29 protein-coding genes and 1 pseudogene are annotated in these 26,181 nt (G+C 41.5%); 12 read left to right on the plus strand and 18 right to left on the minus strand.

The genetic code is table 11. The annotated features are described in order from the left end of the window. Positions 1 to 89 precede the first annotated feature (89 nt). The gene (gene rdgB / locus HLH16_RS02745) at positions 90 to 716 is read left to right on the plus strand and encodes an RdgB/HAM1 family non-canonical purine NTP pyrophosphatase (protein ID WP_171528149.1); all 627 of its coding nucleotides are present in this window, start codon (positions 90 to 92) and stop codon (positions 714 to 716) included. 119 nt (positions 717 to 835) lie between these two features. Here the strand turns inward: rdgB and HLH16_RS02750 are convergent, their stop codons facing one another. After that, a complete protein-coding gene (locus tag HLH16_RS02750; RefSeq protein WP_171528150.1) occupies positions 836 to 1,723 on the minus strand; it encodes an AEC family transporter in 888 nt (295 codons plus the stop codon). A 154-nt stretch (positions 1,724 to 1,877) separates the two neighbouring features. On the opposite strand from HLH16_RS02750, the gene tatA reads away from it, so the two are divergent. The 4 genes from tatA (at position 1,878) to HLH16_RS02770 (ending at position 5,539) form a co-directional block, all read left to right on the plus strand. After that, positions 1,878 to 2,111, plus strand: coding sequence for a twin-arginine translocase TatA/TatE family subunit (tatA, locus tag HLH16_RS02755; RefSeq protein ID WP_171528151.1), 234 nt, complete (start codon positions 1,878 to 1,880; stop codon positions 2,109 to 2,111). Positions 2,112 to 2,117: 6 nt separating this feature from the next. After that, positions 2,118 to 2,540: a Sec-independent protein translocase protein TatB gene (gene tatB, locus HLH16_RS02760; protein WP_171528152.1), complete on the plus strand. Its 423-nt coding sequence runs from the start codon at positions 2,118 to 2,120 to the stop codon at positions 2,538 to 2,540. Beyond that, entirely contained in the window at positions 2,537 to 3,313 is a 777-nt protein-coding gene (gene tatC / locus HLH16_RS02765) for a twin-arginine translocase subunit TatC (protein WP_171528153.1), read from the plus strand. The genes tatB and tatC overlap by 4 nt, the downstream gene beginning before the upstream one ends. A 210-nt stretch (positions 3,314 to 3,523) precedes the next feature. Further along, positions 3,524 to 5,539 (plus strand): PhoX family protein, encoded by a 2,016-nt coding sequence (locus tag HLH16_RS02770; RefSeq protein WP_171528154.1) that lies wholly within the window; start codon positions 3,524 to 3,526, stop codon positions 5,537 to 5,539. Positions 5,540 to 5,582: 43 nt separating this feature from the next. On the opposite strand, the gene HLH16_RS02775 is transcribed toward HLH16_RS02770, so the two are convergent. Next, a complete protein-coding gene (locus HLH16_RS02775) occupies positions 5,583 to 6,365 on the minus strand; it encodes an NRDE family protein (RefSeq protein ID WP_171528155.1) in 783 nt (260 codons plus the stop codon). A 93-nt stretch (positions 6,366 to 6,458) separates the two neighbouring features. Here HLH16_RS02775 and lgt point away from each other — a divergent pair, with 93 nt between their 5' ends. The 3 genes from lgt (at position 6,459) to HLH16_RS02790 (ending at position 8,105) form a co-directional block, all read left to right on the plus strand. Continuing rightward, the gene (gene lgt, locus HLH16_RS02780) at positions 6,459 to 7,271 is read left to right on the plus strand and encodes a prolipoprotein diacylglyceryl transferase (RefSeq protein WP_171528156.1); all 813 of its coding nucleotides are present in this window, start codon (positions 6,459 to 6,461) and stop codon (positions 7,269 to 7,271) included. 82 nt (positions 7,272 to 7,353) lie between these two features. Further along, positions 7,354 to 7,740, plus strand: coding sequence for a hypothetical protein (locus tag HLH16_RS02785; protein WP_171528157.1), 387 nt, complete (start codon positions 7,354 to 7,356; stop codon positions 7,738 to 7,740). Beyond that, a complete protein-coding gene (locus HLH16_RS02790; RefSeq protein ID WP_171528158.1) occupies positions 7,740 to 8,105 on the plus strand; it encodes a hypothetical protein in 366 nt (121 codons plus the stop codon). The genes HLH16_RS02785 and HLH16_RS02790 overlap by 1 nt, the downstream gene beginning before the upstream one ends. Before the next feature lie 74 nt (positions 8,106 to 8,179). Here HLH16_RS02790 and rplT read toward each other — a convergent pair whose 3' ends face one another. Next, a complete protein-coding gene (rplT, locus tag HLH16_RS02795; protein ID WP_131287394.1) occupies positions 8,180 to 8,539 on the minus strand; it encodes a 50S ribosomal protein L20 in 360 nt (119 codons plus the stop codon). 11 nt (positions 8,540 to 8,550) lie between these two features. Beyond that, entirely contained in the window at positions 8,551 to 8,745 is a 195-nt protein-coding gene (rpmI, locus tag HLH16_RS02800; RefSeq protein ID WP_004278281.1) for a 50S ribosomal protein L35, read from the minus strand. A gap of 236 nt (positions 8,746 to 8,981) precedes the next feature. On the opposite strand from rpmI, the gene HLH16_RS02805 reads away from it, so the two are divergent. Both HLH16_RS02805 and HLH16_RS02810 read left to right on the plus strand, forming a co-directional pair. Continuing rightward, on the plus strand, positions 8,982 to 10,241 hold the full coding sequence (locus tag HLH16_RS02805) for an MFS transporter (protein WP_171528159.1): 1,260 nt from the start codon (positions 8,982 to 8,984) through the stop codon (positions 10,239 to 10,241). A 104-nt stretch (positions 10,242 to 10,345) separates the two neighbouring features. After that, positions 10,346 to 11,080, plus strand: coding sequence for an energy transducer TonB family protein (locus tag HLH16_RS02810; RefSeq protein WP_171528160.1), 735 nt, complete (start codon positions 10,346 to 10,348; stop codon positions 11,078 to 11,080). Positions 11,081 to 11,119: 39 nt separating this feature from the next. Here the strand turns inward: HLH16_RS02810 and HLH16_RS02815 are convergent, their stop codons facing one another. The 3 genes from HLH16_RS02815 to HLH16_RS02825 all read right to left on the minus strand — a co-directional run bounded on the left by HLH16_RS02815 (position 11,120) and on the right by HLH16_RS02825 (position 12,578). After that, positions 11,120 to 11,542, minus strand: a complete 423-nt coding sequence (locus tag HLH16_RS02815; protein ID WP_171528198.1) for a YqaA family protein — start codon at positions 11,540 to 11,542, stop codon at positions 11,120 to 11,122. A gap of 18 nt (positions 11,543 to 11,560) precedes the next feature. Then, positions 11,561 to 11,851, minus strand: a complete 291-nt coding sequence (locus HLH16_RS02820; protein WP_350643832.1) for a hypothetical protein — start codon at positions 11,849 to 11,851, stop codon at positions 11,561 to 11,563. A gap of 103 nt (positions 11,852 to 11,954) precedes the next feature. Next, the gene (locus HLH16_RS02825) at positions 11,955 to 12,578 is read right to left on the minus strand and encodes a glutathione S-transferase N-terminal domain-containing protein (protein WP_171528161.1); all 624 of its coding nucleotides are present in this window, start codon (positions 12,576 to 12,578) and stop codon (positions 11,955 to 11,957) included. 317 nt (positions 12,579 to 12,895) lie between these two features. Between HLH16_RS02825 and HLH16_RS02830 the strand changes: the two genes are divergently transcribed. Beyond that, complete coding sequence (locus HLH16_RS02830) at positions 12,896 to 13,363, plus strand: Hsp20 family protein (RefSeq protein ID WP_171528162.1); 468 nt, start codon at positions 12,896 to 12,898, stop codon at positions 13,361 to 13,363. Positions 13,364 to 13,565: 202 nt separating this feature from the next. Here the strand turns inward: HLH16_RS02830 and infC are convergent, their stop codons facing one another. From infC to HLH16_RS02850, 4 genes and pseudogenes are all read right to left on the minus strand, one after another. Further along, the gene (gene infC, locus HLH16_RS02835) at positions 13,566 to 14,117 is read right to left on the minus strand and encodes a translation initiation factor IF-3 (protein WP_131287406.1); all 552 of its coding nucleotides are present in this window, start codon (positions 14,115 to 14,117) and stop codon (positions 13,566 to 13,568) included. A gap of 5 nt (positions 14,118 to 14,122) precedes the next feature. Further along, a complete protein-coding gene (gene thrS, locus HLH16_RS02840) occupies positions 14,123 to 16,045 on the minus strand; it encodes a threonine--tRNA ligase (protein ID WP_171528163.1) in 1,923 nt (640 codons plus the stop codon). 232 nt (positions 16,046 to 16,277) lie between these two features. Then, a pseudogene (locus HLH16_RS02845) lies at positions 16,278 to 17,432 on the minus strand (alanine racemase). A gap of 10 nt (positions 17,433 to 17,442) precedes the next feature. Continuing rightward, on the minus strand, positions 17,443 to 18,729 hold the full coding sequence (locus tag HLH16_RS02850; RefSeq protein ID WP_171528164.1) for a D-arabinono-1,4-lactone oxidase: 1,287 nt from the start codon (positions 18,727 to 18,729) through the stop codon (positions 17,443 to 17,445). Positions 18,730 to 18,966: 237 nt separating this feature from the next. Between HLH16_RS02850 and HLH16_RS02855 the strand changes: the two genes are divergently transcribed. After that, positions 18,967 to 20,607 carry an acyl-CoA synthetase gene (locus tag HLH16_RS02855; protein ID WP_171528165.1) on the plus strand — a complete coding sequence of 547 codons (1,641 nt, stop codon included), beginning with the start codon at positions 18,967 to 18,969 and terminating at the stop codon, positions 20,605 to 20,607. A gap of 147 nt (positions 20,608 to 20,754) precedes the next feature. Here HLH16_RS02855 and yjgA read toward each other — a convergent pair whose 3' ends face one another. Genes yjgA through pcnB form a run of 7 tightly spaced genes read right to left on the minus strand, consistent with a single transcriptional unit; the run spans position 20,755 to position 26,070 of the window. Continuing rightward, the gene (yjgA, locus tag HLH16_RS02860) at positions 20,755 to 21,291 is read right to left on the minus strand and encodes a ribosome biogenesis factor YjgA (protein WP_131287412.1); all 537 of its coding nucleotides are present in this window, start codon (positions 21,289 to 21,291) and stop codon (positions 20,755 to 20,757) included. A gap of 2 nt (positions 21,292 to 21,293) precedes the next feature. After that, positions 21,294 to 21,563: an HPr family phosphocarrier protein gene (locus tag HLH16_RS02865; protein ID WP_010325935.1), complete on the minus strand. Its 270-nt coding sequence runs from the start codon at positions 21,561 to 21,563 to the stop codon at positions 21,294 to 21,296. Further along, positions 21,560 to 22,411, minus strand: coding sequence for an RNase adapter RapZ (gene rapZ / locus HLH16_RS02870; protein ID WP_131287414.1), 852 nt, complete (start codon positions 22,409 to 22,411; stop codon positions 21,560 to 21,562). The genes HLH16_RS02865 and rapZ overlap by 4 nt, the downstream gene beginning before the upstream one ends. A 25-nt stretch (positions 22,412 to 22,436) precedes the next feature. After that, complete coding sequence (gene panC, locus HLH16_RS02875; protein WP_171528166.1) at positions 22,437 to 23,282, minus strand: pantoate--beta-alanine ligase; 846 nt, start codon at positions 23,280 to 23,282, stop codon at positions 22,437 to 22,439. Between the two features lie 2 nt (positions 23,283 to 23,284). Next, positions 23,285 to 24,094: a 3-methyl-2-oxobutanoate hydroxymethyltransferase gene (gene panB, locus HLH16_RS02880; protein WP_131287419.1), complete on the minus strand. Its 810-nt coding sequence runs from the start codon at positions 24,092 to 24,094 to the stop codon at positions 23,285 to 23,287. Positions 24,095 to 24,133: 39 nt separating this feature from the next. Beyond that, the gene (gene folK / locus HLH16_RS02885; RefSeq protein WP_171528167.1) at positions 24,134 to 24,622 is read right to left on the minus strand and encodes a 2-amino-4-hydroxy-6-hydroxymethyldihydropteridine diphosphokinase; all 489 of its coding nucleotides are present in this window, start codon (positions 24,620 to 24,622) and stop codon (positions 24,134 to 24,136) included. Then, positions 24,619 to 26,070, minus strand: coding sequence for a polynucleotide adenylyltransferase PcnB (pcnB, locus tag HLH16_RS02890; RefSeq protein WP_214646599.1), 1,452 nt, complete (start codon positions 26,068 to 26,070; stop codon positions 24,619 to 24,621). The genes folK and pcnB overlap by 4 nt, the downstream gene beginning before the upstream one ends. Positions 26,071 to 26,181: the final 111 nt, after the last annotated feature.

Below are 26,181 nucleotides of genomic sequence, written 5' to 3' on the forward strand. Positions count from 1 at the left end.
AAGCACCTTCGGGTGCTTTTTTATTGCCTAAATTATTCAAATAATTTTGCTAAAATACTCACAATTATTTTCAAATTAAGATCTACACAATGGCTTCTAAAAATTGGTTATCCCAAGGTACACTGGTACTTGCAAGTAACAACAAAGGAAAAATTGCCGAATTTGAAAAACTATTTGCAGAATTGAACTTACCTGTTGAAGTACTTGCGCAAGGTAAACTCAATATTGAAGATGCAATTGAAGACGGATTGAGCTTTGTCGAAAATGCGATTATCAAAGCCCGTCATGCATCTAAAATTTCTGGAAAACCGGCGATTGCCGATGACTCGGGTATTTGCGTTCCTGTTTTGGGCGGTGCACCGGGCATCTATTCTGCGCGCTACGCAGGCGAGCATGGCAATGATACTGCCAATAATGAAAAACTGTTAGCCGACCTTCAACCACTACGTAAAGACGGCGAAGCAATTGAAGGGATGTTTGTCTGCGTACTTGCACTGGTGCAACATGCAGAAGATCCGCTACCACAAATTTTCCAAGGCATCTGGAAAGGTGAAATTTTAGAAGCTGCACGTGGTGAAAATGGTTTTGGTTATGACCCATTGTTCTGGTTGCCTGAACTCGGTATTTCTAGTGCAGAACTGTCTAAAGAAGAGAAAAATAAAATCAGCCACCGTGGTCAGGCGATGCAGTTGTTTAAGGCTAGTTTATACAAGTAATTTCTGCTCTCAAAGTCCCCCTTCTCTCTTGCGCCATACATGGCTCAGGACAGGGAATTATATGTGATTTAATCCAAGCATAATTTTAAATCGATGTCCTCCTTCCCTTTGGGAGGGAGTTAGAGGGAGAGTAATAAAAGATGAAGTATCACTCCATACAGCATCACCACTACACAACTTATAACCGTTCCCGAAGCGATATATTTCGCTGAAGTTCCCGTACCTTGATAATGGGTTTCTAGCACCACAATATTGGCGGCTGGCGGTAGACAGAACAATAAAAACATCACACCTATATAATTTTCAATCTTTGGAATTGGAATAAAGAAGTAAGTCAGACTACAGATCACCACGCCCACAGCGATTTTGATCAAGAAAATTTTACCGCTGCGCAGTAAATCTTCCGCATGCACTTTGGTATGTCGTAGCCACATGCCGAGTACGCACATTCCGGTAAAGCTCATGCCCACTTTTGCAAAACTATAAATTATATCTAGCCAATCATGCTGTTGCAGATGCTGTAAACCTATAATTCGACAGATTAAAGCAATCAATAATGCGAAAACTGGGGGTGACAAAGCAACTTTTTTGATTACCGTTGAAAGAGGTTGAACATCCAGACTGACTGCAGTCACTGCCCAGATATTGCCGAATATGGAACCGCCAACATATAGCGCTACCATTGCCGCACTAATTTCAGGGCCAAACAAAGCCAAAGCAAATGGAAAACCAAGCCAAGCTAAATTGACATAACTAACGCAGAGTGCACGAAGCTTATCTTTAAAAATAAAGTGAAAAGCATAGAACATGAAAATAGCCACAACAAAGCTAAATATCATCAGGCTAAGACTGCCTGCCTGATAGAACACCATGTTGTAAATAATCACAATCGGAATAAAAAACCGTGCTAACAGACTCGAGAATAGTGATTTTAAAGCTGCGGAAAATTGCGTTGAAGCGAGTCCCCATCCACATAAAAAGCCGAAAAGTGGTAAAAGCAAAGCCACAATACCATCCTGAATGAGCAATAGAAATATGCTAGCATCGAATCAAACACAAAAGCAGCTTTAATCTGGTTTGTCTTTAAACTGAAATTTTTCAGTCACATTGCTGTCATCGCAACATGTTCAGATGATCTTAAATAAAAAATGAGTAAAGAACATGGCAGGATTATCAATTTGGCACGTTGTGATTTTTGCAATTGTGGTAATTTTATTGTTTGGTACATCAAAACTTAAAAACCTGGGTAAAGATGTTGGTGGTGCAGTCAAAGATTTTAAAAAGTCGATTAAAGAAGATGAAGCAACTACTTCAGCATTAAATGAACCAAAAATTATTGAACATCAAACCAGTCATTCCGATGTTAATTCCACGGTAAAAACCCATTCAGGCTAAAACGTTATGCTTAATATTGGTATGACTGAACTGCTGTGCTTTGCCATTATTGTATTGCTGGTACTGGGCCCAGAAAAGCTTCCTGAAGCTGCTCGTTTTGCCGCGAAATGGTATGGTAAAGGCAAACGTTTTATTCATAGTGTACAAACCGAAGTCGATCGGGAACTCAAGCTTTCCGAGTTTCGTGAAGAAATTCAGAAAGAAATTGACCGCATGACAGAAATAGAACAGCGCTTACAAAAGCAACTGGATCATCTGACTCAGTCAACACAACAACAAAAGACTCAAGAGCCATCTCTACCACTTTACACAAGGCTCAGTCAGTGTCATTTGACACCATTTTCAGCGAATTTTGTTAAGTCACATGGTACTGATGTACTCAAGTTTTCGAGCTCTTATCTCCCATCTACATTGAAGATTGCCGTATGAGCCAAAGTCAATTACCTGCCTCTGTAGTCAAATCAGAGACTGAAAATCTAGAACAGATGCCTGTGATGCAGCATTTAATCGTGCTACGCCAGTATTTATTTAAAATCGTCGGTATTACGCTGCTGCTGTTTTTCTGCTTGTTGCCATTTCGCAATTACACCTATCAGCTTTTGTCGGAACCGCTCAGACAGCAATTACCTGTCAGTTCCACCATGATTGCCACCGATGTTACCGCAACCTTTATGGCACCGTTTAAGCTGAATCTCTTTGTGGCCTTGATGTTGGCGATGCCAGTGATTATTTACTTTTTATGGTCATTTGTACGCCCTGCACTGTATGAAAAAGAGCGTCACTTGGCCATTCCCCTTTTAGCTGGCAGTATTTCTTTATTTTACTTAGGTATAGCCTTCGCCTACTTCATTACCCTACCGGCAATTTTGCATTTCTTTATCAGTGTATCACCGGAGAGCGTTGCACCGATGACCGACATCAACAGTTATTTAAGTTTTTGTTTAAAGCTGTTTTTGGTGTTTGGATTAACCTTTGAAATTCCAATTGTTACTTTAGTCCTGATTCTGATCGGTTTGGTCAGCACGCAAAGTTTGGCAGAAAAACGCCGCTTCATTGTGGTGGGCTGTTTCTTTATCGCCATGTTTGTGACTCCACCAGATGCTTTATCTATGATCATGCTCGCCATTCCAATGTGGTTATTATTTGAAGTGGGTTTATTTCTTGGAAAAATTTTGGAAAAACGTCAAGCATCGAGTCAGTAATTAAAGGGGCTTTCCTCCAACTCCGAATCCATAACCCGGGATTTGGAGCCCTCTCATTAAAAATAATTAAAATATTGATTTTATTATCTTTAAATACAAAAAAATTCTTAAAATTGACCAAAAAGTGTAAAAAAACTGTCACCAAGCGTTTATACAATCGTTCACGATAACTAACTAAACAATAACTTAATCACACTTTACGGATTTAATATGACAGCCACTTCTAATCAGCCAACTCGTCGCGATCTTTTAAAATGGTTTTCTGGAATTCCTTTTTTACCGCTTGGGGCAATGGCCACAACAGCAGCATTAACCGGTTGTAATAATAGTGATTCAGACGTCATCACTACTCCACCGAAAAAACCCATCAATTTTAAAAGTGCTAAATTTACCCCAATGGCTGCGCCAGATCTAAGCAATGCAGCAGCGATGGCGACAACAACGGTTGCATCTAAATTAACCATTGACTGGGATAACAATACCCAAACTGAATACCAACTCGGTTATAAAGCTTTCTTTAACACCGGTGTAGAGGTCGACAACTTAGCCGGTGGAAAAATTTTAGCCGGTGGTTATTATGACATTAATAATCAGCCAATTTTAGATACATCTCTTGCAGGAACATCGCGTCAATTTTTCTCAGACTGCCCAGATGGTTCTTCACTGATTCACATTGAAGGTGCCAATGTTTCTGGCGTCAATAATCCTGTTTTTCATGTTGTTCAATTTGAATATGCATCTAAAAACCTGGCTAAAGACGATATGTATGGCAAATTACCCTCTCCAATTGCAGTACTCACTTTAGATCAAAATCAGACTACCGGTCATTTGGAACTCAAAAAATACTTTAATGTCGATATGTCAAAAGTTCACGGCTTATGGATTACCTGTGGTGCCAGCATGTCACCATGGAACACCCACCTTTCTAGTGAAGAATATGAACCTGATGCATTCGATCAGATTGGTACGAAACTTAGTACATTAAAAGCATATAGCTCATATTTGTACGGTAATGAAACTCAAGCCAATGTATATAACTATGGCCATATGCCTGAAATTATTTTAGATGGTAAAGGTGGTGCAACTGCGAAGAAACATTATTGCTTAGGCCGTATTTCACATGAATTGATTCAAGTCATGCCAGATAATCGTACTGCCATTATGGGCGACGACTATACCAATGGCGGCTTCTTTATGTTCGTTGCAGACAAAGAAAAAGACTTATCTGCTGGTTCACTTTATGTTGCTAAATACAAGAATGAGCTGAATGAAACGTCAACTGCTGGCATTGAATGGATCAAACTCGGTCATTCAGACAGCAAAACCATTGAAGATTTAGTCAATGTCCGTGGTATTAAAGCTGAAAATATCATGGAAAGTTTAGTTACTGCTCCAGCAGATACAACAGGCTACACGCAAATTGTTTTAGATGGCAAAACACTTTGGGTCAAACTCAAAGAAGCCAATAATGGCTTCAGTAAAACTGAAATTGAACTGGCAGCAGCATTCCTTGAAACACACCGTTACGCAGCTTTAAAAGGCGGCAGTATGGCGTTTACAAAGATGGAAGGCACAACTGTCAACATTAAAGATAAAGTTGCTTACTCTGCTTTGGCTAACATTCAAGGCTCTATGGTGCAAGGTCAAACTGGCTGGGTAGCTTCACATAACGTCAAATTCAGCAAAGTTGTTAAAGCTGGCGGCATTATGGCACATGACTTAAAAGGCAGTCTTGTCGATACTGAGAATAGCCTTATTGACAGTGCTTGGGTTCCATATCAAAGCCATATGCTACGTATGGGCGAAGATATTCCTGCTGATAGCCTCGGGAATACTGCCAATCCAAATAATATTGCCAGCCCAGACAACCTGAAATTCTCAGAAACATTGCGCACATTATTTATTGGTGAAGACAGTGGCAACCATGTGAATAACTTCCTTTGGGCCTACAATGTCGATACGAAATCACTTGATCGTATTCTTTCTACACCCGCAGGTGCAGAAGCAACAGGCTTACATGCGGTCGACTCCATTAATGGTTGGACGTATATTATGAGCAACTTCCAGCATGCAGGTGATTGGGGTGGTATTCATAATGTCGTCAAGACTGCACTCACCCCCTTAATTAATGCAAATTATAATGATGGTTATGCCGCATCAGTGGGCTACATCACAGCAGACCCAATGCCATCCATCGTTAAAAAAATAACTGATACTCCAAAATAGCTGAAAACAACTTAACAAAATGCCGACTTCACGTCGGCATTTTTTATGGACTCAAGGCAAAATCAAGCTGAATGATTTGCCCTTGATTCTGCCCTTGCTGGGATTTTTCCTGCCACAGCCAGGCATCATTTTTCATTCTTAAAAAATTCGAACAGCGGGTGCCATAAATAGGACTTTGAATAAAGGTTGAAGATAACAACTCTTCCATCTCTGCACTAATACCGGTCTGTGGTAACAATTCTGGAATAATTTTACGTTCATCTTCTAAAATATCCCAAACCGTAAATTCAAGATCCGTTTCAGCTATAGAAGCCTGCTGCAACATCGGTAAAAATTCTTGGGTAAAACGTTTACGTAAATGTTTGGTCTTTTCCCAATGTTCAGTCATTAAACCATTGGATACCACATACACCCCTTTAGCTAAAACCTGGGGAGCTTCACCGCGGTTACTCATATAAACCGCCTGATCTTGATTACCGAGCAATAAATTAAAACCGGCATAATCACATTGGTGTTTTTCTAATGCTTGAGCAAAACGAATGGGCGTTAAATCAGATTCTAAAAAAGCTTGAATCAGATGACCGCGTGAAGTCGGATAGGTTTTTTTATCGGTTGCATCTCGAAAATTGGTCACTACTGCCCATCTTCCCGATGCAGTCACACCCATCCACGTTCCGCCAGACTGTAGATCTTGTCCGGCAATAATCGGGCTATTTCCCCAAGCTTTTAAACCAGCTGTCGGACGGACATAGAACTCATCCCGATTGGAAATCAGACATAAAGGCGTATCTTCCAAGACTTGCCAAGCTAAAGCGACAATACACATAATCCATGCTCTTTATCTTTACACATTGAATGTACAACATTTTTCATCACATTCAGCTAAAATCTGTGCAAAACAGAATCACAAGGAACAGGAATGCTGACCTATCCAAATATTGACCCAGTTGCCGTATCGCTGGGACCGTTACAAGTCCATTGGTATGGACTGATGTATTTACTGGCATTTTTATTTGCCTGGGGACTGGCGACTTATCGCACCAAACACCGTGATGGCTGGACACCCGACATGGTATCTGACCTGATTTTCTATGGCGCCTTAGGTGTAGTGATTGGTGGTCGTGTAGGTTACGTGTTCTTTTATGGCTTTGAACAGTTTCTGGCCAATCCGCTCTGGCTATTTCAGGTCTGGACTGGTGGTATGAGCTTCCATGGCGGCTTCTTGGGCGTGATGATAGCCATGCTGTTCTGGTGCAAGAAATACAAGATGACCTGGTTTCAAACGCTGGACTTTATTGCCCCTTGCGTACCAACTGGCTTGATGTTCGGTCGTATCGGTAACTTTATTGGTGGCGAGCTCTATGGTCGCCAAGTCACTGACCCAAACTTTGCATTGGGCATGATTTTCCCGACCGATCCGCTGCAATTGGTGCGTCACCCATCACAGCTTTATCAGGCATTGGCTGAAGGTTTAATTCTGTTTATTGTGTTGTGGTGGTTCAGTTCAAAACCGCGTCCACGTATGGCCGTTTCAGCCTTGTTCCTGATTGGTTACGGTATTGCACGCTTTGTAGTGGAATTCTTCCGCGAACCCGACAATGGACAACTCTTTATTGGCTGGATGAGTAAAGGTCAATTCCTGACTGTACCGATGATTTTGATCGGTCTCTGGATGATGTGGTATGCCTACCAAAAGAAAATTTATGATTGGGGTCCACAGAAAAATACTTAATTTTTAGCGAGGCAAAAGCCTCGCTTTTTTATCTTTGTTTTTGCTAAAGTGCAGTCAGTCCTCGTTTATCTATCAGAAGAATATGCTCGAATTTTGGTTTAATCCTAAAGTTTCCATCCTCCGTAAACTCATGATCTTTGTATCGATTGCGATTGCAACAGGCATACTTTACTGGATGGAACCGCTAAAACCTGATGCAATTCTCATGTTCTTAGGCACGGGTATTATTTTTCTGATTTGTCGTTATTGCAAAATTAATTTTGCCTCAAAAAATCCAACCGGATTGCTATATCGCCTCCTGACTTGGATTCCGATTGCGCTATTACTGGCCCTTATTTTTATGCAGATGAAAGAGGGTGAAATTTTAATTCCGGGTGCGCAAGGTATTGGTTTTACGGCTTTAGCCATCTGTTTATTTTCACCTTTATCTTTACTGAATAAAAATGATGCTTCAGACGAGAAAAAATAATGCTGGAATTTTGGTATTCAGATAAATGTACCCGTCAAATGAAGCTGATTGTCTGTATTGCCACCTGTGTGATGATTTATCTGTGTTCTACAGTGCAACAACTTTCACCAATGTTTACAGGTATTAGTATTGCCATTGGAATGAGCCTGCATGGGTTAAGGGCTTTAAGCTTAAAAATTGCAGCAGATAATCCCTATAAAAAAGGCTTTGCTATTCTTATTTGGGTTATGCCGCTTATGGCATTGATCAGTTTAATTTCAGCTTTGCCGACAGAGCATAAAATCACTCTCGCCATGCAAGCCATTGGATTTTCTGCAATTGGTTTATTCATCTTATCGACATTTCCAAAACGCAGATTTGATTAAAATTGTTCGGTATTTTTGGAAACTCAAAATAAAAAAAGACCGCTAAAAGCAGTCTTTTTAAAAGTCATAAAGACTTATGCAGCCAAAGCATCTTTCGCTTTAGTCGCCAATGCAGCAAACGCAACTGCGTCATGCATAGCGATGTCAGCTAGAACGCGACGGTCGATAATTACTTGAGCTTTTTTCAAGCCAGCAATCATACGGCTGTATGACAAACCGTTAAGACGCGCACCAGCATTGATACGTGCAATCCACAAAGCGCGGAATTGACGTTTCTTCTGACGACGGTCACGGTAAGCATATTGACCAGCTTTGATTACCGCTTGGAACGCTACGCGGTAAACGCGTGAACGAGCACCATAGTAACCTTTAGCGCGAGCAAGAATTTTTTTGTGACGGCGATGAGCCTGTACACCACGTTTTACACGAGCCATTTATAATCTCCTTAGATGTACGGGCACATACGGCGAACTGAAGCAACGTCACTTACGTGAACCATTACACAGCCGCGTAATTGACGAATACGCTTAGCAGATTTTTTGGTCAAAATGTGGCGTTTGAACGCTTGTTTACGCTTAAAACCGTTAGCAGTCGCTTTAAAGCGTTTAGCTGCACCACGGCGAGTTTTCATCTTAGGCATAACAACCTCTTTTGAACACCTGTTCGGCTCGTTTGCACCATTACAAAACGACCTGCAGGTAAGGGAGCCAGTATTCTAAAGCATCTTTGCTTAAAACAAAAGCAAATATCCTTAAAACACACGACTAATCGTCCGCTTCTCTTAGTCTTATTTCCAATATCAAATGCGCGATGTTTTTATTAATAAATCAACTATTCAGCACTATAATTATCACAACATAAGAATATTGGACCAATATGACTCCCGCACAGGATGCTTTTGCAGCACTGCGCTATCGTGATTTCTCTATTGTTACGGTAAATCAGTTCTGTCTCACCCTCGCCATTTTAATTCAAGAAATTATTGTCGCGTATTCACTTTATCAAATTACCAAAGACCCACTGACGCTAGGTTTAATTGGTTTAGCCGAAGCTATTCCGTTTATCAGCTTGTCTTTATGGGGTGGCTATTTTGCAGACCGCTTTAATAAACAGACCATTATGAAAATCTGTTTGTTCTTTGCCGTGCCCTTACCTTTGGTTTTATGGTGGCTGTTTCATGCCTATGGTGTAGGTGAAATTGGGATAAATACGCTGTCTTGGGGAATCTATGCCGTCATTTTTGGCTTGGGCACGATTCGTGGTTTTTACAACCCCTCTGCTACTTCACTCAAACCTTTCCTAATTCCACGTGAACTGTATGCTAATGGTGCAACCTGGACCACGATCGGCTGGCAAAGTGGCGTGATTATTGGTCCCATGCTCGGTGGTTTCATGCTGGCATTTTTAGGTCGTGAAACCAGTTTGCTATCAGTCGCGGTATTGTTGAGTATCTGTTTTATCCTGATTAACCTGCTACAAAAGCGTAGCTTCCCCAAAATTGAAACGAATAATTTGATCGAAAGTTTGGGGGATGGTTTCCGCTTTATCTGGAAAACCAAGATTGTGCTTTGGGCAATTTCACTGGATTTGGTTTCTGTTCTCTTTGGTGGGGTAATTGCCCTGCTGCCTATTTTCGCAGAAGATATTCTTAAAGTTGGTCCTGAAGGGTTGGGTTATTTACGTGCCGCACCTTCTATTGGTGCGCTTTTTACCATGATTGCCTTAACCAGATTTCCCCCTACTCAAAATGCCTGGCGCAATATGCTGCTTGCCGTAGCGGGTTTTGGGGTGTTCACACTGCTGTTTGCCTTCTCAAATAACATATGGCTGTCCCTATTTGCTTTAGCCATGACCGGAGCCTGCGACAGTATTTCAGTGGTGGTTCGTCAAACAATCCTGCAGATTTATCCACCTGAAAATATGCGTGGCCGCGTTGCCGCAGTAAACGGCATGTTTGTCTCAAGCAGCAACGAACTTGGGGCATTTGAATCTGGCTTAGCCGCAAAATACATGGGCACCATTATGGCAACCGTATTTGGTGGATGTATAACCATGGTCGTGGTTGCGATAAGTTGGGCAAAAACTCATGATTTATTTGGCGTAGATATCACTCAAGGTGATGATCAAATACGTTAATTCACTTTTTAGACTTGCGAGTATTTCTAATTCAGGAAATACTTCGCACTCACAATGCTCCGCTACCAATACAACCTCTGGCCTGATTAAAGAAATAAATATTTATGAAGAAAATCCTGTGTTTTTCTCTACTTATGAGCTTACCGTTAAGTGCTACTTATAGCGCTACACTTAAAGCACCAAAACAACTCTCGGTTCAGAAAAGCGCAGCCCTTCCCGCGCATTTAACCACGCGCATTCAGTGGAGCAAATTTCCACGTCCAAGCTATAAAAGTGAAGATTTAGAAGATCAAAACCGTAGCGCGATTATTCGGATCTATGCCGATGAAACCGGCAGTATCAGCAAAGCCAGCGTACAAGAAAGTACCGGCTTAACGCATTTAGATGATCTGTTAATTAAAGCGGTTCGTGAGGCGCAGGTAAAACCCTATGTCGAAAATGACACTGCCATTCCACAAATTGGCTATCAAACCTTTAGCCTTAAATTAAACCAAGAGAATGATGCGGAAGTTTGCCAATACAACTTTAACTCTAAAAACTGGCAGGCTCAGCAGCAAGACAAGAAAGCACCCTTTTCATATCGTGCTCAACCCGCTTTAGATATCGATTCAGAACAGCTCAATGGGCACAATCGTGCAGTGAAATTCACCTTTAAAGTGAATAAACATGGGGATGTGAGAAAAGTAAAAGTGAAAAATGGTTCTGGCATTTACACTTTAGACCAACAAATTGTGCGCGCAGTCTCAAATGCCAAAGTAGATGTACCACGTAAATATTGGGTTTATAAAAAATCGACCCTTAAAGATGAAATCAAGTTCGATTTAAATCAATGTCAGTAATCTAGGCAATAAAAAGAGATGCGCAATGCATCTCTTTTTTTAAAACATTGAAAAAGCACCATAGATAAATAAATAGCGCCCTACTTTCGCAAGACTCACCATCAATAAAAACTGCCAAAAGTTTTCCTTGAGTAAACCCGCAATCAAGGTAATAGGATCGCCAATGATCGGCACCCAACTCAATAGTAGCGACCAGTAGCCATACTTTTGATAAATTCCCTGTGCTTTCAACATTTTCTGCTCTGAAACAGGAAACCATTTTTTATCTTTATAGTGTTCGATTTGCAAACCTAGCCACCAGTTCACACAGGAACCCAAAATATTTCCCAAGCTTGCAACAAACAGCAGCCCAATAACTGATTGACTACCCTCGGCCAACAGCGCCAATAAAACGGCTTCGGACTGTAAGGGCAATAAAGTCGCTGCGCCAAAGGCAGAAATAAACAGTAAAGCGTAGGACAGCATTAGATGAACAACGGTTTAAAGACCGAGTTTTTTCTTGGTAGATTTATATTCATAAATAGACCAAACAATGAATAAAGCCATCACCAACCATCGCGTCAAACTATAACGATGAGCAATCACACCAAATATTTCTTTGGATACCGATGGATCATTGGCTTTTAGCGTCTCTGCCACTGATTGCATATGCACCACTTCCGCAATAAACAACAACAAGCAAGCTGCAATACCGAAGATGATCGCCCAATAAATTTTCTTATTTGTTTCAATAATATGCGTTAAATTTAAGAAAAAGTCTTTCATAGCCATGAGGTCCAATAAAAAACCACCGCAACGGGTGGTTTATTTTTGCGAGATTTAAGCGGTGTTATTCCGCAATCTTAGCACAAAAAACATTTTTCAATTTTTATCATCAGGCATTCACTTGAATTGCCAAAGCACGTTGCACTGCTGGGCGTGCGGTCAAGTGATCTACATATTCTTTTACGTATGGATAATCTTCGAGTTGAATCTGCTGCCACTCATAACGCAAAATCCACGGCAGAATTGCCATATCGGCAATTGAATATTCACCCGCCACGTACTTTTGACCAATCAACTGCTTGTTCAACACACCGTACAAACGTTTAGTCTCGGCTACATAACGATCAATCGCATAGGGGATTTTTTCAGGCGCAAATTTACCAAAATGATGATTCTGCCCAAGCATCGGACCCAAACCGCCCATTTGCCACATTAACCACTGTTCAACTTCAACACGTTGCTGTTCATCCTCGGGATAATACAAGCCTGTTTTACGCCCCAAATATTGCAAGATTGCACCAGATTCAAACACTGAAATGGCTTCGCCACGCGGCCCATCCTGATCGACAATTGCCGGAATTTTATTGTTTGGAGAAATACGTAAAAAGTCAGGTTGAAACTGATCATTTTCCATAATATTGATGGGAAAAATTTGATAATCCAAGCCCATTTCTTCTAAAGCGATTGTAATTTTATGACCATTGGGCGTTCCCCAATAATATAGATCAATCATGTTTCCTACCTTTTGTCGTTCTCGTTTTGCATGACATTATTGAACTGTGTTCATACTTATATCATGTTTTATATTGATAAATCACCAAGCTTTACTGAAGTTTAAAACACAAAACAATCAAGCATAATTAATTGTTTTTATTCAATATTAAAAGCTTATAGCTTTTTCAAGCTGAATTCTTGAAAGCACTAAAAACAGTACAATATATAACAGAGGACAATGATCTTATCAGATATTGTTCTACATACTGTTCATGCATGCATAACAGAATTGCAATCTTGTTTATAAAAATTATTTGCACTCAAGAGGTTATATCAATGAGCAATATCAGTCTTACTCCCCTATTCCGTCGTAGCATTGGTTTTGACCGTCTCAATGATTTATTTGATTACGCCATGCAAAGCGATACACCCAATTATCCGCACTATAACATTGAAAAAACAGGTGATAACAACTATCGAATTGTCGTTGCTACAGCGGGCTTTAATGAAGATCAACTTGAGATTAATCTTGAAAATCAGCTACTCACGATTACCGGTAAAGCCGTAGAAGAAAAGTCAGATACCACGGTTGAATTTTTACATAAAGGCATCGCCAGTCGCTCATTTAAACTGTCGCTACGCCTAGATGAACATATTGAGGTACAACAAGCCAATTATGAAAATGGTTTATTGAAAATAGATTTGCAACGTTCTGTTCCTGAAGAAGCCATGCCGCGCCAAATTCCGATTGGTAAAAAGACGGCGATTGAAAATACGGAAAAGACCAGCGTAGATGCACAATAAATCGCTCTTATTGAGAAAGACCCAGAAGGGTCTTTCTTTTTGGATCAAAAAGCATAGATTGACATTTTAAGAATAAAAATAATCATCCTTACCAACAGATTATCCAAGTCTTGTCCCAGTATTGGAATTGTAAACCAAATCCTAAGCCATAAAAAAAGCACTGCATTGGCAGTGCTTTTTTTATCAATGGATCAATGAGTGCTTACTTTTTACGTTTTGGTCCAAGTAGCATACCCATTTGACGACCTTCCATTTTTGGTGATTGTTCGACTGTACCGTATTCGATTACGTCTGCTTCAACTTTTTGCAATTGAGCAAGACCTAATTGTTGGTGAGCCATTTCACGACCACGGAAGCGTAAGGTGATTTTTACCTTGTTGCCTTCTTCAAGGAACTTGATAATTGCACGTAATTTTACGTTGTAATCACCAACATCAGTCGCAGGGCGTAGCTTGATTTCTTTCACCTGTACTTGATGCTGTTTTTTCTTCGCTTCTTTCTGCTTTTGCTTAAGATCAAACAAATGCTTGTTGAAGTCCATGATCTTACAAACGGGTGGCTCTGCATTGGCAACGATCTCTACAAGATCAAGCTCAACGCTTTCTGCTGCACGTAAGGCATCAGCCAAGCTTACGATACCTTTTTGCTCGCCATTTTCGTCTACAAGACGGACTTCTTTTGCACGAATTTCATCATTCAAGGCAGGACGGTTTGATTTGTTACCGCCCTGTTGATTACGGTCAGGCTGTTTAATCGCTGTTACTCCACAATGTACCGGCCGCGTTCGGCTACGGCTGCTTTCACTAGGTCAACGAAGGCATCGATTGACATAGTACCTAAATTTTTTCCTGAGCGGGTACGAACATTCACAGTACCTTCCTCTACTTCACGGTCTCCAAGAACCAGTAAGTAAGGAATACGCTCTAAAGTACGTTCACGAATCTTAAAGCCGATTTTCTCATTTCTCAAGTCAGAAATGGTACGAATTCCACTTTCTTTAAGTTTAGCGACGACTGACTCACATGCCTCGGCTTGAGAATCAGTAATATTCATTACACACGCTTGAACTGGTGATAACCATGGTGGCATGAAACCAGCGTAGTGCTCAATAAGTATACCAATAAATCGTTCAAAACTACCCAGAATTGCACGGTGCAACATCACAGGCTGATCACGATCATTATCTTCTGTTACATAAGATGCGTCTAAACGCCCTGGTAAGTTGAAGTCACACTGAATAGTACCACATTGCCAGATACGACCTAAGCAGTCTTTCAGTGAGAATTCAATTTTCGGACCGTAGAATGCGCCTTCACCTGGTTGTAAATCCCAAGCCAGACCTGCAGCATCCAAAGCATCCGCTAAAGATTTTTCCGCCATATCCCAAAGTGCATCTTCACCAACACGTTTTTCAGGACGAGTCGACAATTTCATTTGTACTTCTTCGAAGCCAAAGTCTTTGTATACATCCAGTGTCAATTTGATAAAGTCTGCAACTTCCTGACCAATTTGTTCTTTGGTGCAGAAGATATGCGCATCATCCTGAGTAAAGCCACGAACACGCATAATGCCGTGTAATGAACCCGATGGTTCGTTACGGTGACATGAACCAAATTCTGCTAAACGTACCGGAAGATCACGGTACGATTTCAAACCCTGGTTGAACACTTGTACGTGACAAGGACAATTCATTGGTTTAACCGCGTAGTTACGGTTTTCAGAATGCGTGGTGAACATGTTGTCTGCATAGTTTGCAGCATGTCCTGATTTTTCCCAAAGCGTAAAATCTACAACCTGTGGGGTGCGGATTTCTTCATAGCCATTGTCTTGCTGAACTTTACGCATGTACTGTTCAAGTACTTGGTAAATGGTCCAGCCGTTCGGATGCCAGAACACCATACCCGGTGCTTCTTCTTGCATATGGAACAAATCTAGCGCTTTACCAATTTTACGGTGATCGCGTTTTTCTGCTTCTTCAATACGTTTTACATAGGCTGCAAGCTGTTTTTTGTCTGCCCAAGCTGTACCATAAATACGTTGTAACTGTTCATTCTTCGCATCACCGCGCCAGTAAGCACCCGAGATTTTAGTCAGCTTGAACGATTTTAAGAATTTAGTGTTTGGAACGTGCGGACCACGGCACATATCCAAATAATCTTGATGGTAGTACAAGCCCATTTGTGTTTCTTCAGGCATGTCTGCAATCAAGCGCAGTTTGTATTCTTCACCACGTGCTGTGAATTCTGCAATCACTTCGTCACGCGGTGTCATTTTTTTCACGACTTCATAGTCTTGATCGATGAGCTTTTTCATACGCTCTTCAATCGCTGCCATGTCATCTAATGTGAATGGACGTGGCATCCAGATGTCATAGTAGAAACCTTCTTCAATGACTGGACCAATCACCATTTTTGCTTCTGGGAACAATTGCTTAACAGCATGGCCAACCAAATGCGCGCAAGAGTGACGGATAATTTCGACACCGGCGTCGTCTTTAGGCGTAATAATTTGTAGTGTTGCATCTTCAGTGATGAGATCAGACGCATCGACTAAACGGTCGTTCACACGACCAGCAACTGTATTTTTTGCAAGACCAGGACCAATGCTGAGTGCAACGTCCATCACAGATACGGCATGATCAAACTGTTTTTGATCGCCATTGGGCAAAGTGATAATTGGCATAAGAAATCCTTAAGGAGTGATGCCCCGTACCATGGAGCATATCACCGCGAGATTATGATCGAGGAGAACCTCAAAAGATAAAAACGGTGGATAAATGTAAATCGATTAGAATTTTACACGTCTTACCCCAAGGATTAAACCTTTTCACCTAGAAAATTCGCGATTTGACTGATTTTGAATTTATTTGCCAATGCTCTCCCTTCATCAGAATCAGGAAATCTTGCTCCTCATTTTATGCTCTAAAGGTATCCCATGCTTCGAATTTGCCCTGTGTATAAGCATAGAGCTGAGCAAATTGCGGGATCACAGCTTCACTTTGTGCCGGTCTTAAAAATACATAATCATCCACGGCAATGTCACGAGGTTTAGGAACCTGAAGCATTTCCTGATTGCTACTACGACCATATAACATGTGCGGCTGACTTTTTTCAGGATAAATATAATCTGCTCGCCAATAACCGCCATAGACAAACAAAGCTTGATATTTATGTGGAAGATGATTTAGCACCTCCAAACCGGGCAATTGGCTATACGGCAAAACTTTTAACACGGGTGTAGCAATCCAGAGTGCACACTTTAAAACGGATAAATTTTCCAGATCAAAATCACTCAGCTTGACCAACATCGAACCAAAAGCCAGATCATTACATTCGCTCTGCTGGCAATGCTGCATAAAGGTTGGACTCCCACCGCCGTTAAAACAGAGGCTTTCATGCCATAAATCCGGGAATTGCTGCTGAATAATATTTTTATATTGTTGATAAATCTGCTGTGATTGTTGATAACTTTTTTCAGGACTTTTTATGATTTTTGGCAGTTTGGTAACATGTGCATCATAGCCCATCAACCCTGAAAGTTTGAGATAAGGCGCATTTTGCTGAATCAGCTTCAGTAAGGCTCTAAATTGCTGCTGGGTTTGTACTCCACCACGATGCAGCCCAACATCAATTTCAATATTTATATTTAATCTGAGATTAAGTCGTTGCGCGAGCTGCAGATATTGTTGTAATCGCGCTACATCATCAATCAGCCATTGGATATGAATATTCTGCTGCGTAGTGCTTTGATAAAACAATTCCACTGCCCGTATCGGCATGGGTTTTCCCAGCAAAATATCGGCTTGCGGAAATGACCCCATAATTTCCGCAAGATGCGGCAGATGAAACACCATAAAGCACTGGGTATTCAGTTTTCCACTGGCCAGTTTGAGTAGCTGGATGCTGGCTAAGGATTTCACCACCAGACGTGGTTTTAACTGCACAGGCAATTTTGACTGTACATAGTTCAAATTATGTTGATAGGTTTTTACATCTAAAATCAGCTACGGCGTTCCTGTTCCCTGTTGTTTGAGATCCTGAGTCAGTTGCTGAAAATAATTTGATTGCATCGCCCTCTCCTCATTTTCCAGACAAAAACAATTGCTTTAAATAAAGATTGAGCCATTTTTGCTGTGGATCCAGTTGCTGACGTAATGCCATGAAATCGTCCCATTTCGGATAGAGATCATGCAGCGAAGCTGCAGTCATGGAATGCAATTTTCCCCAATGTGGTCGTCCCTGATATTTCTGTAAAATAGGCTCGACCAGATTAAAGATCGCATGATAATCCTGTTTATAAAACTGGTGAATGGAAATAGAAACTGAATCACTTTCATAAAAAGGGCTTAACCAGATATCATCGCCTTTGACATAACGAAACTCGATCGGGAAAAACATCGGCACTTGATGTTTGCATAAAACATGCAAAACCTCCTCTAGACACTGTAAGCCTTGCTCAACCGGAATCTGATATTCCATTTCATTAAATTTGGTCTTGCGCGGTGTGGGAAAAATCTGGTTGGACCAATCAACATAGCAGGTCGGTTTGATAAACACACTCAGCAGTTTTTGCAGATAGGGATTTGTAGCAGGCAATCTTCGCGTCAATTCCGAACATAAGGTCAACAAGGCATCTTCTGAAGACCAGCTCTCTTGCCTCGGCTGAATGTCATCATCCGTTTCATTCAAGGTTTTCAACATCACATGATCAGAATAAATAAATGCCCAAAATTCAATATGTCGGTGCTGATGTTTCCATTGATCGATATTTGCAAATATCTCCTGTAGCGGACACAGTCGAATCTGTTCTTTTAATTTATATCGTGGCCGATTTTGCAGGATAATTTTTATCAATATACCCAAGCTGCCCAATGCCACTCGTCCAGCCTGAAATATTTCGGTATTTTGCTGACGATTACATTGTAACAGCTCTCCACATGCGGTCAGTAATTCAAAACCTTCCACAAAAGCAGATAAACACTGTAAACCAATACCCGTACCATGCGTTCCGGTAGAAATGGCGCCCGCCAAACTTTGCTGGTCTATATCGCCCTGATTGGGTAGGGCCTGATTGATCGGGGCAAGATATTCACCTAAATCATATAAACGGGTGCCCGCTTGAAGAGTGCATTGAGTTTGATCTTCATCAAAGGCAACTACACCATTGAAACGATCGAGATTGATCAGCACTTCATTTGTATTGACTAAAGCACTGAACGAATGCCCTGCACCCACTGCACGAATGTGTGCATGCGACTTCACCAGACTTTGTAATTCATTGATCTGACTGGGCTTAAAAATTTCAGCAGAGCCGTGCTGACTCCCTGACCAATTCCGCCACACTTCATCCGCCTGTTGTATTTTCATTATTCTTCCTTGGCTGATATTATTTTAATTGCCCAACTAGAGTAAAATACCTAAAAAATCAAATATGGGAACCCGTGCGTTCAAAATATTTGAGTGTCAAAAAATAATATCTTTAAAATTCAATATTTTATAAATTATTAAAAAGCACTCGACTAAAGCATAAATGCAACACTCATGATAAATGCATATCTTTTCAACAGGATATGAAAATAAATAAATATACAACGGAGTTTTCCAATGGTTAGCGCATATGATGAATTACCGCGTACCCCCGCAAATTTTGTAGCGTTGTCACCTTTACGCTATCTTGATCGTGCAGCCTATATCTATCCAAATCAAAACGCGATTATTCACGGTAAGCGTCGTATTACCTGGCGTGAAAAATACAATCGTTGCCGTCAGTTTGCCAACCAACTCCAAAAATTAGGCATCGGTAAAAATGATACCGTGTCTGTACTGCTGCCTAACGTCCCTGCCATGATTGAAGCGCATTTTGCTGTGCCTATGGCAGGCGCAGTTCTCAACACCTTAAATACCCGTCTGGATGCCAAGACCCTTGCTTTCATGCTGGAACATGCTGAAAGCAAAGTCTTATTGGTTGATCCTGAATTTACAGCGCTTGCAACTGAAGCGCTTGCCTTGGTTCCACAAGACATTTATGTGATTGATGTGGCCGATGAAGAGTTTGAAGGTGAAGATAGCCGTATAGGTCAAATCGAATATGAAGACTGGATTGCCCAAGGTGATGCAAACTTTGAATGGCATTTACCCCAAGATGAATGGGATGCCATCAGCTTAAGTTACACTTCTGGAACCACGGGCAACCCTAAAGGCGTGGTTTACCATCACCGTGGTGCCTACATTAATGCAGCCAGCAACATTATTGCTTGCGGCATGATGCCTCGTGCCACCTATTTATGGACCCTGCCTCTGTTCCACTGTAATGGCTGGTGCTTTGCCTGGACCTTGGCGGCCAACGGTGGAACCAACGTCTGCTTGCGTAAAGTCGATGCTGAACTGATCTTTAAACTGATCGCTGAACATAAAGTCGATTACTTCTGTGGCGCACCGATTGTTCTGTCGATGCTGATCAATACCCCTGAAGAGAAAAAGACCAAGATTGATCACCGTGTCGAAGTCATGGTCGCGGGTGCCGCACCTCCAGCAGCGATCATTGAAGGCATGCGCAATATTGGCATTAACGTCACCCATGTATACGGCCTGACAGAAACCTATGGTCCTTCTGCGCTGTGCGCATCCCAGGCAGGCTGGAGTGATTTGTCGATTCAAGAACAGGCACAGTTGCATTCACGTCAAGGCGTTCCTTACCCATTACAAGACGGCATGAAAGTACTTGATCCTGAAACCATGCAGGAAGTTCCACATGATGGTCACACCATGGGCGAAATTATGTTCCGTGGCAATATTGTGATGAAAGGTTATCTGAAAAATCCTGAGGCAACAGCTGAAGCCTTTGCTGGTGGATGGTTCCATACGGGCGATCTGGCTGTTTGCCAACCCGATGGCTATGCCAAAATCACCGACCGCTCCAAAGATGTAATCATTTCAGGGGGTGAAAATATTTCCTCGCTTGAAGTAGAAGAAGTGCTGTATCAGCATCCCGCTGTACTCACTGCAGCAGTAGTGGCAAAACCTGATCCACGCTGGCAAGAAGTTCCATGTGCCTTTGTGGAACTGAAACAAGGTAAAATAGCAACACCTGAAGAACTGATTGAATTCTGCAAACAACATTTAGCACGCTTTAAAGTGCCTAAAGATCTGGTGATTACCGAGATTCCTAAAACTTCAACTGGGAAACTGCAAAAATTCATCTTGCGTGACTGGGCAAAAGAACGTGCCACAGGTGAGTTTCAGTAATTTATCCGCACCCACAACTCTCTCTAACTCTCTCCCTGAGCAAGCGACAATGCACTGCCTTGTCGCAAAGCGCAAGAGAGAAATATCAAAGCATAAAAAAGCGACTCATATGAGTCGCTTTTTTAGTTTTAGTATCGAACCAAGAAATCAATTGTCTGAAATCAATGCTACTTGCTGAATATAGTTAAATAATTTCAACTTAGAAGCAGCGACTTGTTCTTCAGGCAATTGTTTGGTGATATCACGCTGAATACGCAAGATATGCTGACGAATCGGATGATGTTCAGCCGCATTATGCGCTTTCATGAATTCTTTGATTGCTGGATCACCCTGTGCAATCATTCGGTCAACCCAACGCTGCAATTGTGCAGTTTTTTTCGCACCTTGTTGCGGAGTTAAATAAGATAAAATCACTGCCTCATCTTCATTGCGCAATAATTTACCAATACGTAGAAATTGGCGACGGCGTGCTTCATGTGACGTAATATTACGTACGTCTAACAACGCATCAATTAAACGCTCTTCCACAGGGAGTTTCTGAATTTGTTTAAGACTCAATTCAGAGAGTTGTTCACCTAAAGCAGCCATACGTTGAACTGCTTTTTTTTGTTCGGTTTTGCTTGCACGCCCTTCTAAAGTTTCAAAGTCATCTTCAGTAAAACGCTGTTGCGGTCGACGTGCCACGATTAATCTGCCTCGTAAAATTTTGCTGCAAATAGCGCCTGAATTTCAGATAAAGCTTGTTCTTCATCTGCACCTTCAAGCACTAAACGTAAAGTTGTGCCTTTGCCTGCACCGAGCATGAGCAAGGACATAATATTTTTTGCATCGACTAATTTGTCACCTTTACCAATTTGAATCGATGAACGAAATTTGGTGGTAACTTCAATCAGCTTTCCAGACGCACGCGCATGTAAACCTAGTTTGTTAATTACGTCAACAGTTGTGTCAATCATGACCAGTGCTTCATTTCCCTGTGTAAGACCTGAATAGACCATTTTGCCTCAAGAGCCTTTTTGAGTCTATCCACAATATATACTGAACGGTGCTGCCCTCCCGTACACCCAATCGACACCGTCATATAGTGACGATGCCCCTCAGCAAAGGCAGGCAACCATTTATCTAAAAAATGATAAATGTCTTCGAACATCTCGTTGGTTTGTTCACTTTGCAGCAAAAACTGTTGTACAGGTAAATCTAAACCTGAATATTTTCGCAATTCCAGATCCCAATGCGGATTAGGCAAATGACGTACGTCAAACACATAATCGGCATCGAGGGGAATACCGTGTTTATAACCAAAAGATTGTAAAATTAAAATTAAGTTATCGGATTGTCCAAGTTTAGACAACAAAGTGTGCTTTAGATCATGCACACTTTTATCACTGGTATCAATATGTACTGTTGATCGTAATTGTATCGGAAGCAATAAGGTTTTTTCTTCCTGAATACACTGATTCAAACTTTTAAAACGACTAGATAAAGGATGTGGACGCCGCGATGCACTAAAACGGGAAATCAATTGTTGATCTTGGGTGGTCAAATAAATGATATCCACCGAACCATGTCTTTGCAGTTGTTCAAAAACATGATCAAACTCTTGTAGATCTGCGCGGGTACTGCGTACATCCACCCCTAAAGCCAATTGTTCTAAATTATTTTCACTGTCCAGTTTGGCAACAATTTCAGGCAGCAATGCCAATGGTAAATTATCAATACAGTAATAGCCCAAATCCTCAAGCACCTGCAAGGCAGATGATTTTCCTGATCCAGATTGTCCTGTAACGATTAAAATACGCTTCATGGCAAGGCTGTCCTATGACTAAATTTTATGCAGTATACTTAACTTGCAAGTTATCAATCAGTCGGGTTGTACCTAATTTAGCAGCTACAAACAAAACGACATCTTGATCAAATGCTTCAATTTTTTGTAATTCGGGAGTACGTGCTTCCACATAATCCACAATAAAACCCGCTTGTGTCAACTTTTGCTTTATATTTTCCAACACTTCCGCTAGAGCAACACCATTTTGCAGTTCTTGTTCAGCCGCTTTTAAACTTTGGTAAATTGCTGGAGCTGTCTTACGCTGCTCTTCAGTTAGATAACCATTACGCGAGCTTAAAGCCAGACCATCATCAGCACGGGTGATCGGCACACCAATCACTTCCAATGGAATATTCAAATCACGTACAAACTGACGAATCACCGCCAATTGCTGATAATCTTTTTGTCCAAAGAATGCAAAATTCGGTTGCACCATATTAAACAGTTTAGTCACAACCACAGCCACGCCATCGAAATGACCTGAACGCTGTAAGCCACATAAATCGTTAGTAATTTCAGAGACACTAATATTGGTTAAACGGGGTTTATTGCCATACATTTGTTCAACACTGGGTGCAAAAACAATGTCACAGCCCACATCTGCCAACAAACGGCTATCCTGTTCTAAAGTACGTGGATAGTTTTCAAAATCTTCATTTGGACCAAACTGAATTGGATTGACAAAAATACTGACCACCACGACATCACATATCTTGCGTGCTTCACGCACCAGGTTTAAATGACCTTCGTGCAAATTCCCCATGGTTGGAACAAAACCAATAATTTTTCGTGCCGCTCGAGCTGGACTAAGTGAAGCAGTTAATCCTTGAATGGTGGTTTCTGTTTTCATGTTTACAGCTCGACTTGAAAAGTTTGTTCTTTAGCAGGGAAAGAACCATCCTGTACTGCAGCATGGTAGGCTTTAAAAGCATCCAGAATTGCAGTTTCCCCTGCCTGTTCTTTCATAAAGTTACGTACAAATTTAGCCACGCGACCAAAGGTCAAGCCCAGCATATCTTGAACGACCAGCACCTGACCGTCGGTATCTGCACCTGCACCAATCCCAATCACTGGAATATGCGGGAACAATTCACTAATTTCTTTACCCAATTGTGCCGGTACACATTCTAATAATAATAATGCAGCACCCGCTTCTACCACAGCTTTACAATCTGCAATCAGTTGATCCGCTGCTTCACGGGTACGTGCCTGTAATTTATATCCGCCAAATACATGAACGGATTGAGGCGTTAAACCCAAGTGTACACAGACTGGAATGCCATTCCGTGTCAAAACAGTGACAGTTTCACTTAACCAAGCCCCGCCTTCCATTTTGACCATTTGCGCGCCAGCTTGCATGACGGTTTTTGAGCTTATCAATGCGTCATTTAAAGTGGCATAACTCATAAATGGCAAGTCAGTCATAATGAAGGCATGTTGATTCCCACGGCGTACCGCAGCGGTATGGTAAGCCATATCTTCCACAGTCACGGGCAGGGTTGAATCACGGCCCTGGATCGACATCCCTAAAGAATCACCAATTAAAATGCTGTCGACTTCGGCAATTTCCATTGCCTTTGCCATACTGGCATCGTAACAGGTCAGACAAGAAAATTTGCGTCCATCAGTTTTAAATTGTCTTAAGTCGCTGAGACTAATCATCAAGATGTTCCTCTAACACGTTCCAAGAACATGCCTAAATTAAATATTTGACCAAGTTTCATCATCCAAAACAGTCAGGGTTGGATGTTGAACCACGGGTAAATCTTTTAATCGTTGTGTTTTAATTTGTATATTTGCATCTAAATCTAACAAGGGGATGACCACAAAATCACGTTCGAGCAGTCCCACATGTGGAACGGTTAAACGCTCATTTTGAATGTGTTCTTGACCATAGACCAATAAATCCAGATCTAAAGTACGTTCGCCCCATCGACGTAAACGCACCCGACCTGATTCTTGTTCAAAACGTTGTAATTCATCCAATAAAAGCAAGGGCGCTAAATCGGTTTCTAGCTGTACCACCGCATTTAAATAATTCGGTTGGTCTTGGGGTCCCATGGGAGGACTTTGATATAACTTGGATGTTTTCACGGTTCCAAGTGTTGCCAGCTTTTGCACAGCTTCAAGCAAAATCTGGCGTGAATTACCCAAGTTACTACCTAAGCCAATATAGGTGACTGTGCTCATTGTGTCGGTCCAAAAACCACTTGGCTTAAATCACGTTTAACACGTTTACGTTTTAGAATTGGATGGTCATATGCAATCTCTGAACCGCCTGCAGAAACTGTTTGAACAGGTCGGTCAGATCGTGTTCTGCTCTTGCGTTCACGGCGGCGTGGTTCAGGCTCGTTTACCAAAGGTTCAATTTCTACAGAAACTGATTTAGCTTCAATCACATCTTCTGTTGCAGCTTTACGACGACTTTTTGCACGTTGGCGATTATATTGACTAATGGCACGTTCTTTTTCATCCGTACTCAGCAGCTGATAAGAATCCCACCACATGCCCATACCTTGGGTGGTATTGTCACCTGACTTCTCACGAAGCAACAGGAAATCGAAGCCGGCACGGAAACGTGCATGGGTCGATAACGCTTGTATTTGCTGTGGTTTTGGATTGAGCAAACGGGTTTGCATTTCCCAAACTTCACGAATAAAGGTTTCTGCAAAACGTGGAATAATAGTACGGGTGGCCTGACGCTTTAATACATCCAAGCCCGCTTGTGCACGTGCTTCTGCAGCAACAACACCTTTATTGAGATAAAATTCACAACGTTCTAAAAAGGGTTTCCACAGCAACACGGCATAGAAAAATGCAGGGTTAATGGTTTTACCAATTTGAATACGTTGATCGGTATTGATGGCTGCACGTTCGATAAAGGTTGAAATATCTGGACGGATATCGGCAAACAGCTGACGCCAGATATCAAAATCAATCAGCATCGGCAGCACGCGATTCAAATGCCCCATGGTGAACAATTTCTGCGATTCGTCATATAAACGATGCGGAGAAATATCACGCAGTAACTGGGTCATTTCAGGGGTGAAAATCTCTAAAATTTCAGGCGCAATACTGAAATTTAATTTTGCCGCGAAACGCAAAGTACGCAGCATACGCACTGGATCTTCTTCAAAACGTAAAGTCGGATCACCCAATAAGCGTAAAGTTTTATTTTCGATATCATCAACTGCATTACAGAAATCGAGCACGATCCCTTTACGCGGTTGGTAATACATTGCATTAATGGAAAAATCACGGCGGGCAAAATCTTGCTCAATCGTGCCCCAATTATTGTCACGTAAAATCATGCCTGAAGCAGAAGTCACTGCTTTTTTAGGCGGTGCACGGAATGTCGCAACTTCGATCAGTTCTCGGCCTGAATAGACATGAGCAAGCTCAAAACGTCGCCCAATAATACGACAACGCCGTCCGAAAACTTCTTTCACTTGTGCCGGCGTGGCATCGGTGACTGCATCAAAATCTTTGGGATTCAGACCCAACATTAAGTCACGGACACCGCCACCGACGATATAAGCTTCAAAGCCTGCCTTATTTAAGGCATCGATAACATCTAATATGGAAGAAGGTAATTGAGCGGTTGATAAACCACATTTTGACGCGCGCAAAGTTTGCAAAAGACGCTGTCTCCTACGTCTGAACGTAAAATATCTAAGATGACGCTAATCATATATCTAACACAATCAAAGGGCAATTTGATTATCTCAATGCTAAATATATTGTTTGGC

The sequence above is a fragment of the Acinetobacter sp. ANC 5378 genome (assembly GCF_013004315.1).
Lineage (GTDB): Bacteria > Pseudomonadota > Gammaproteobacteria > Pseudomonadales > Moraxellaceae > Acinetobacter.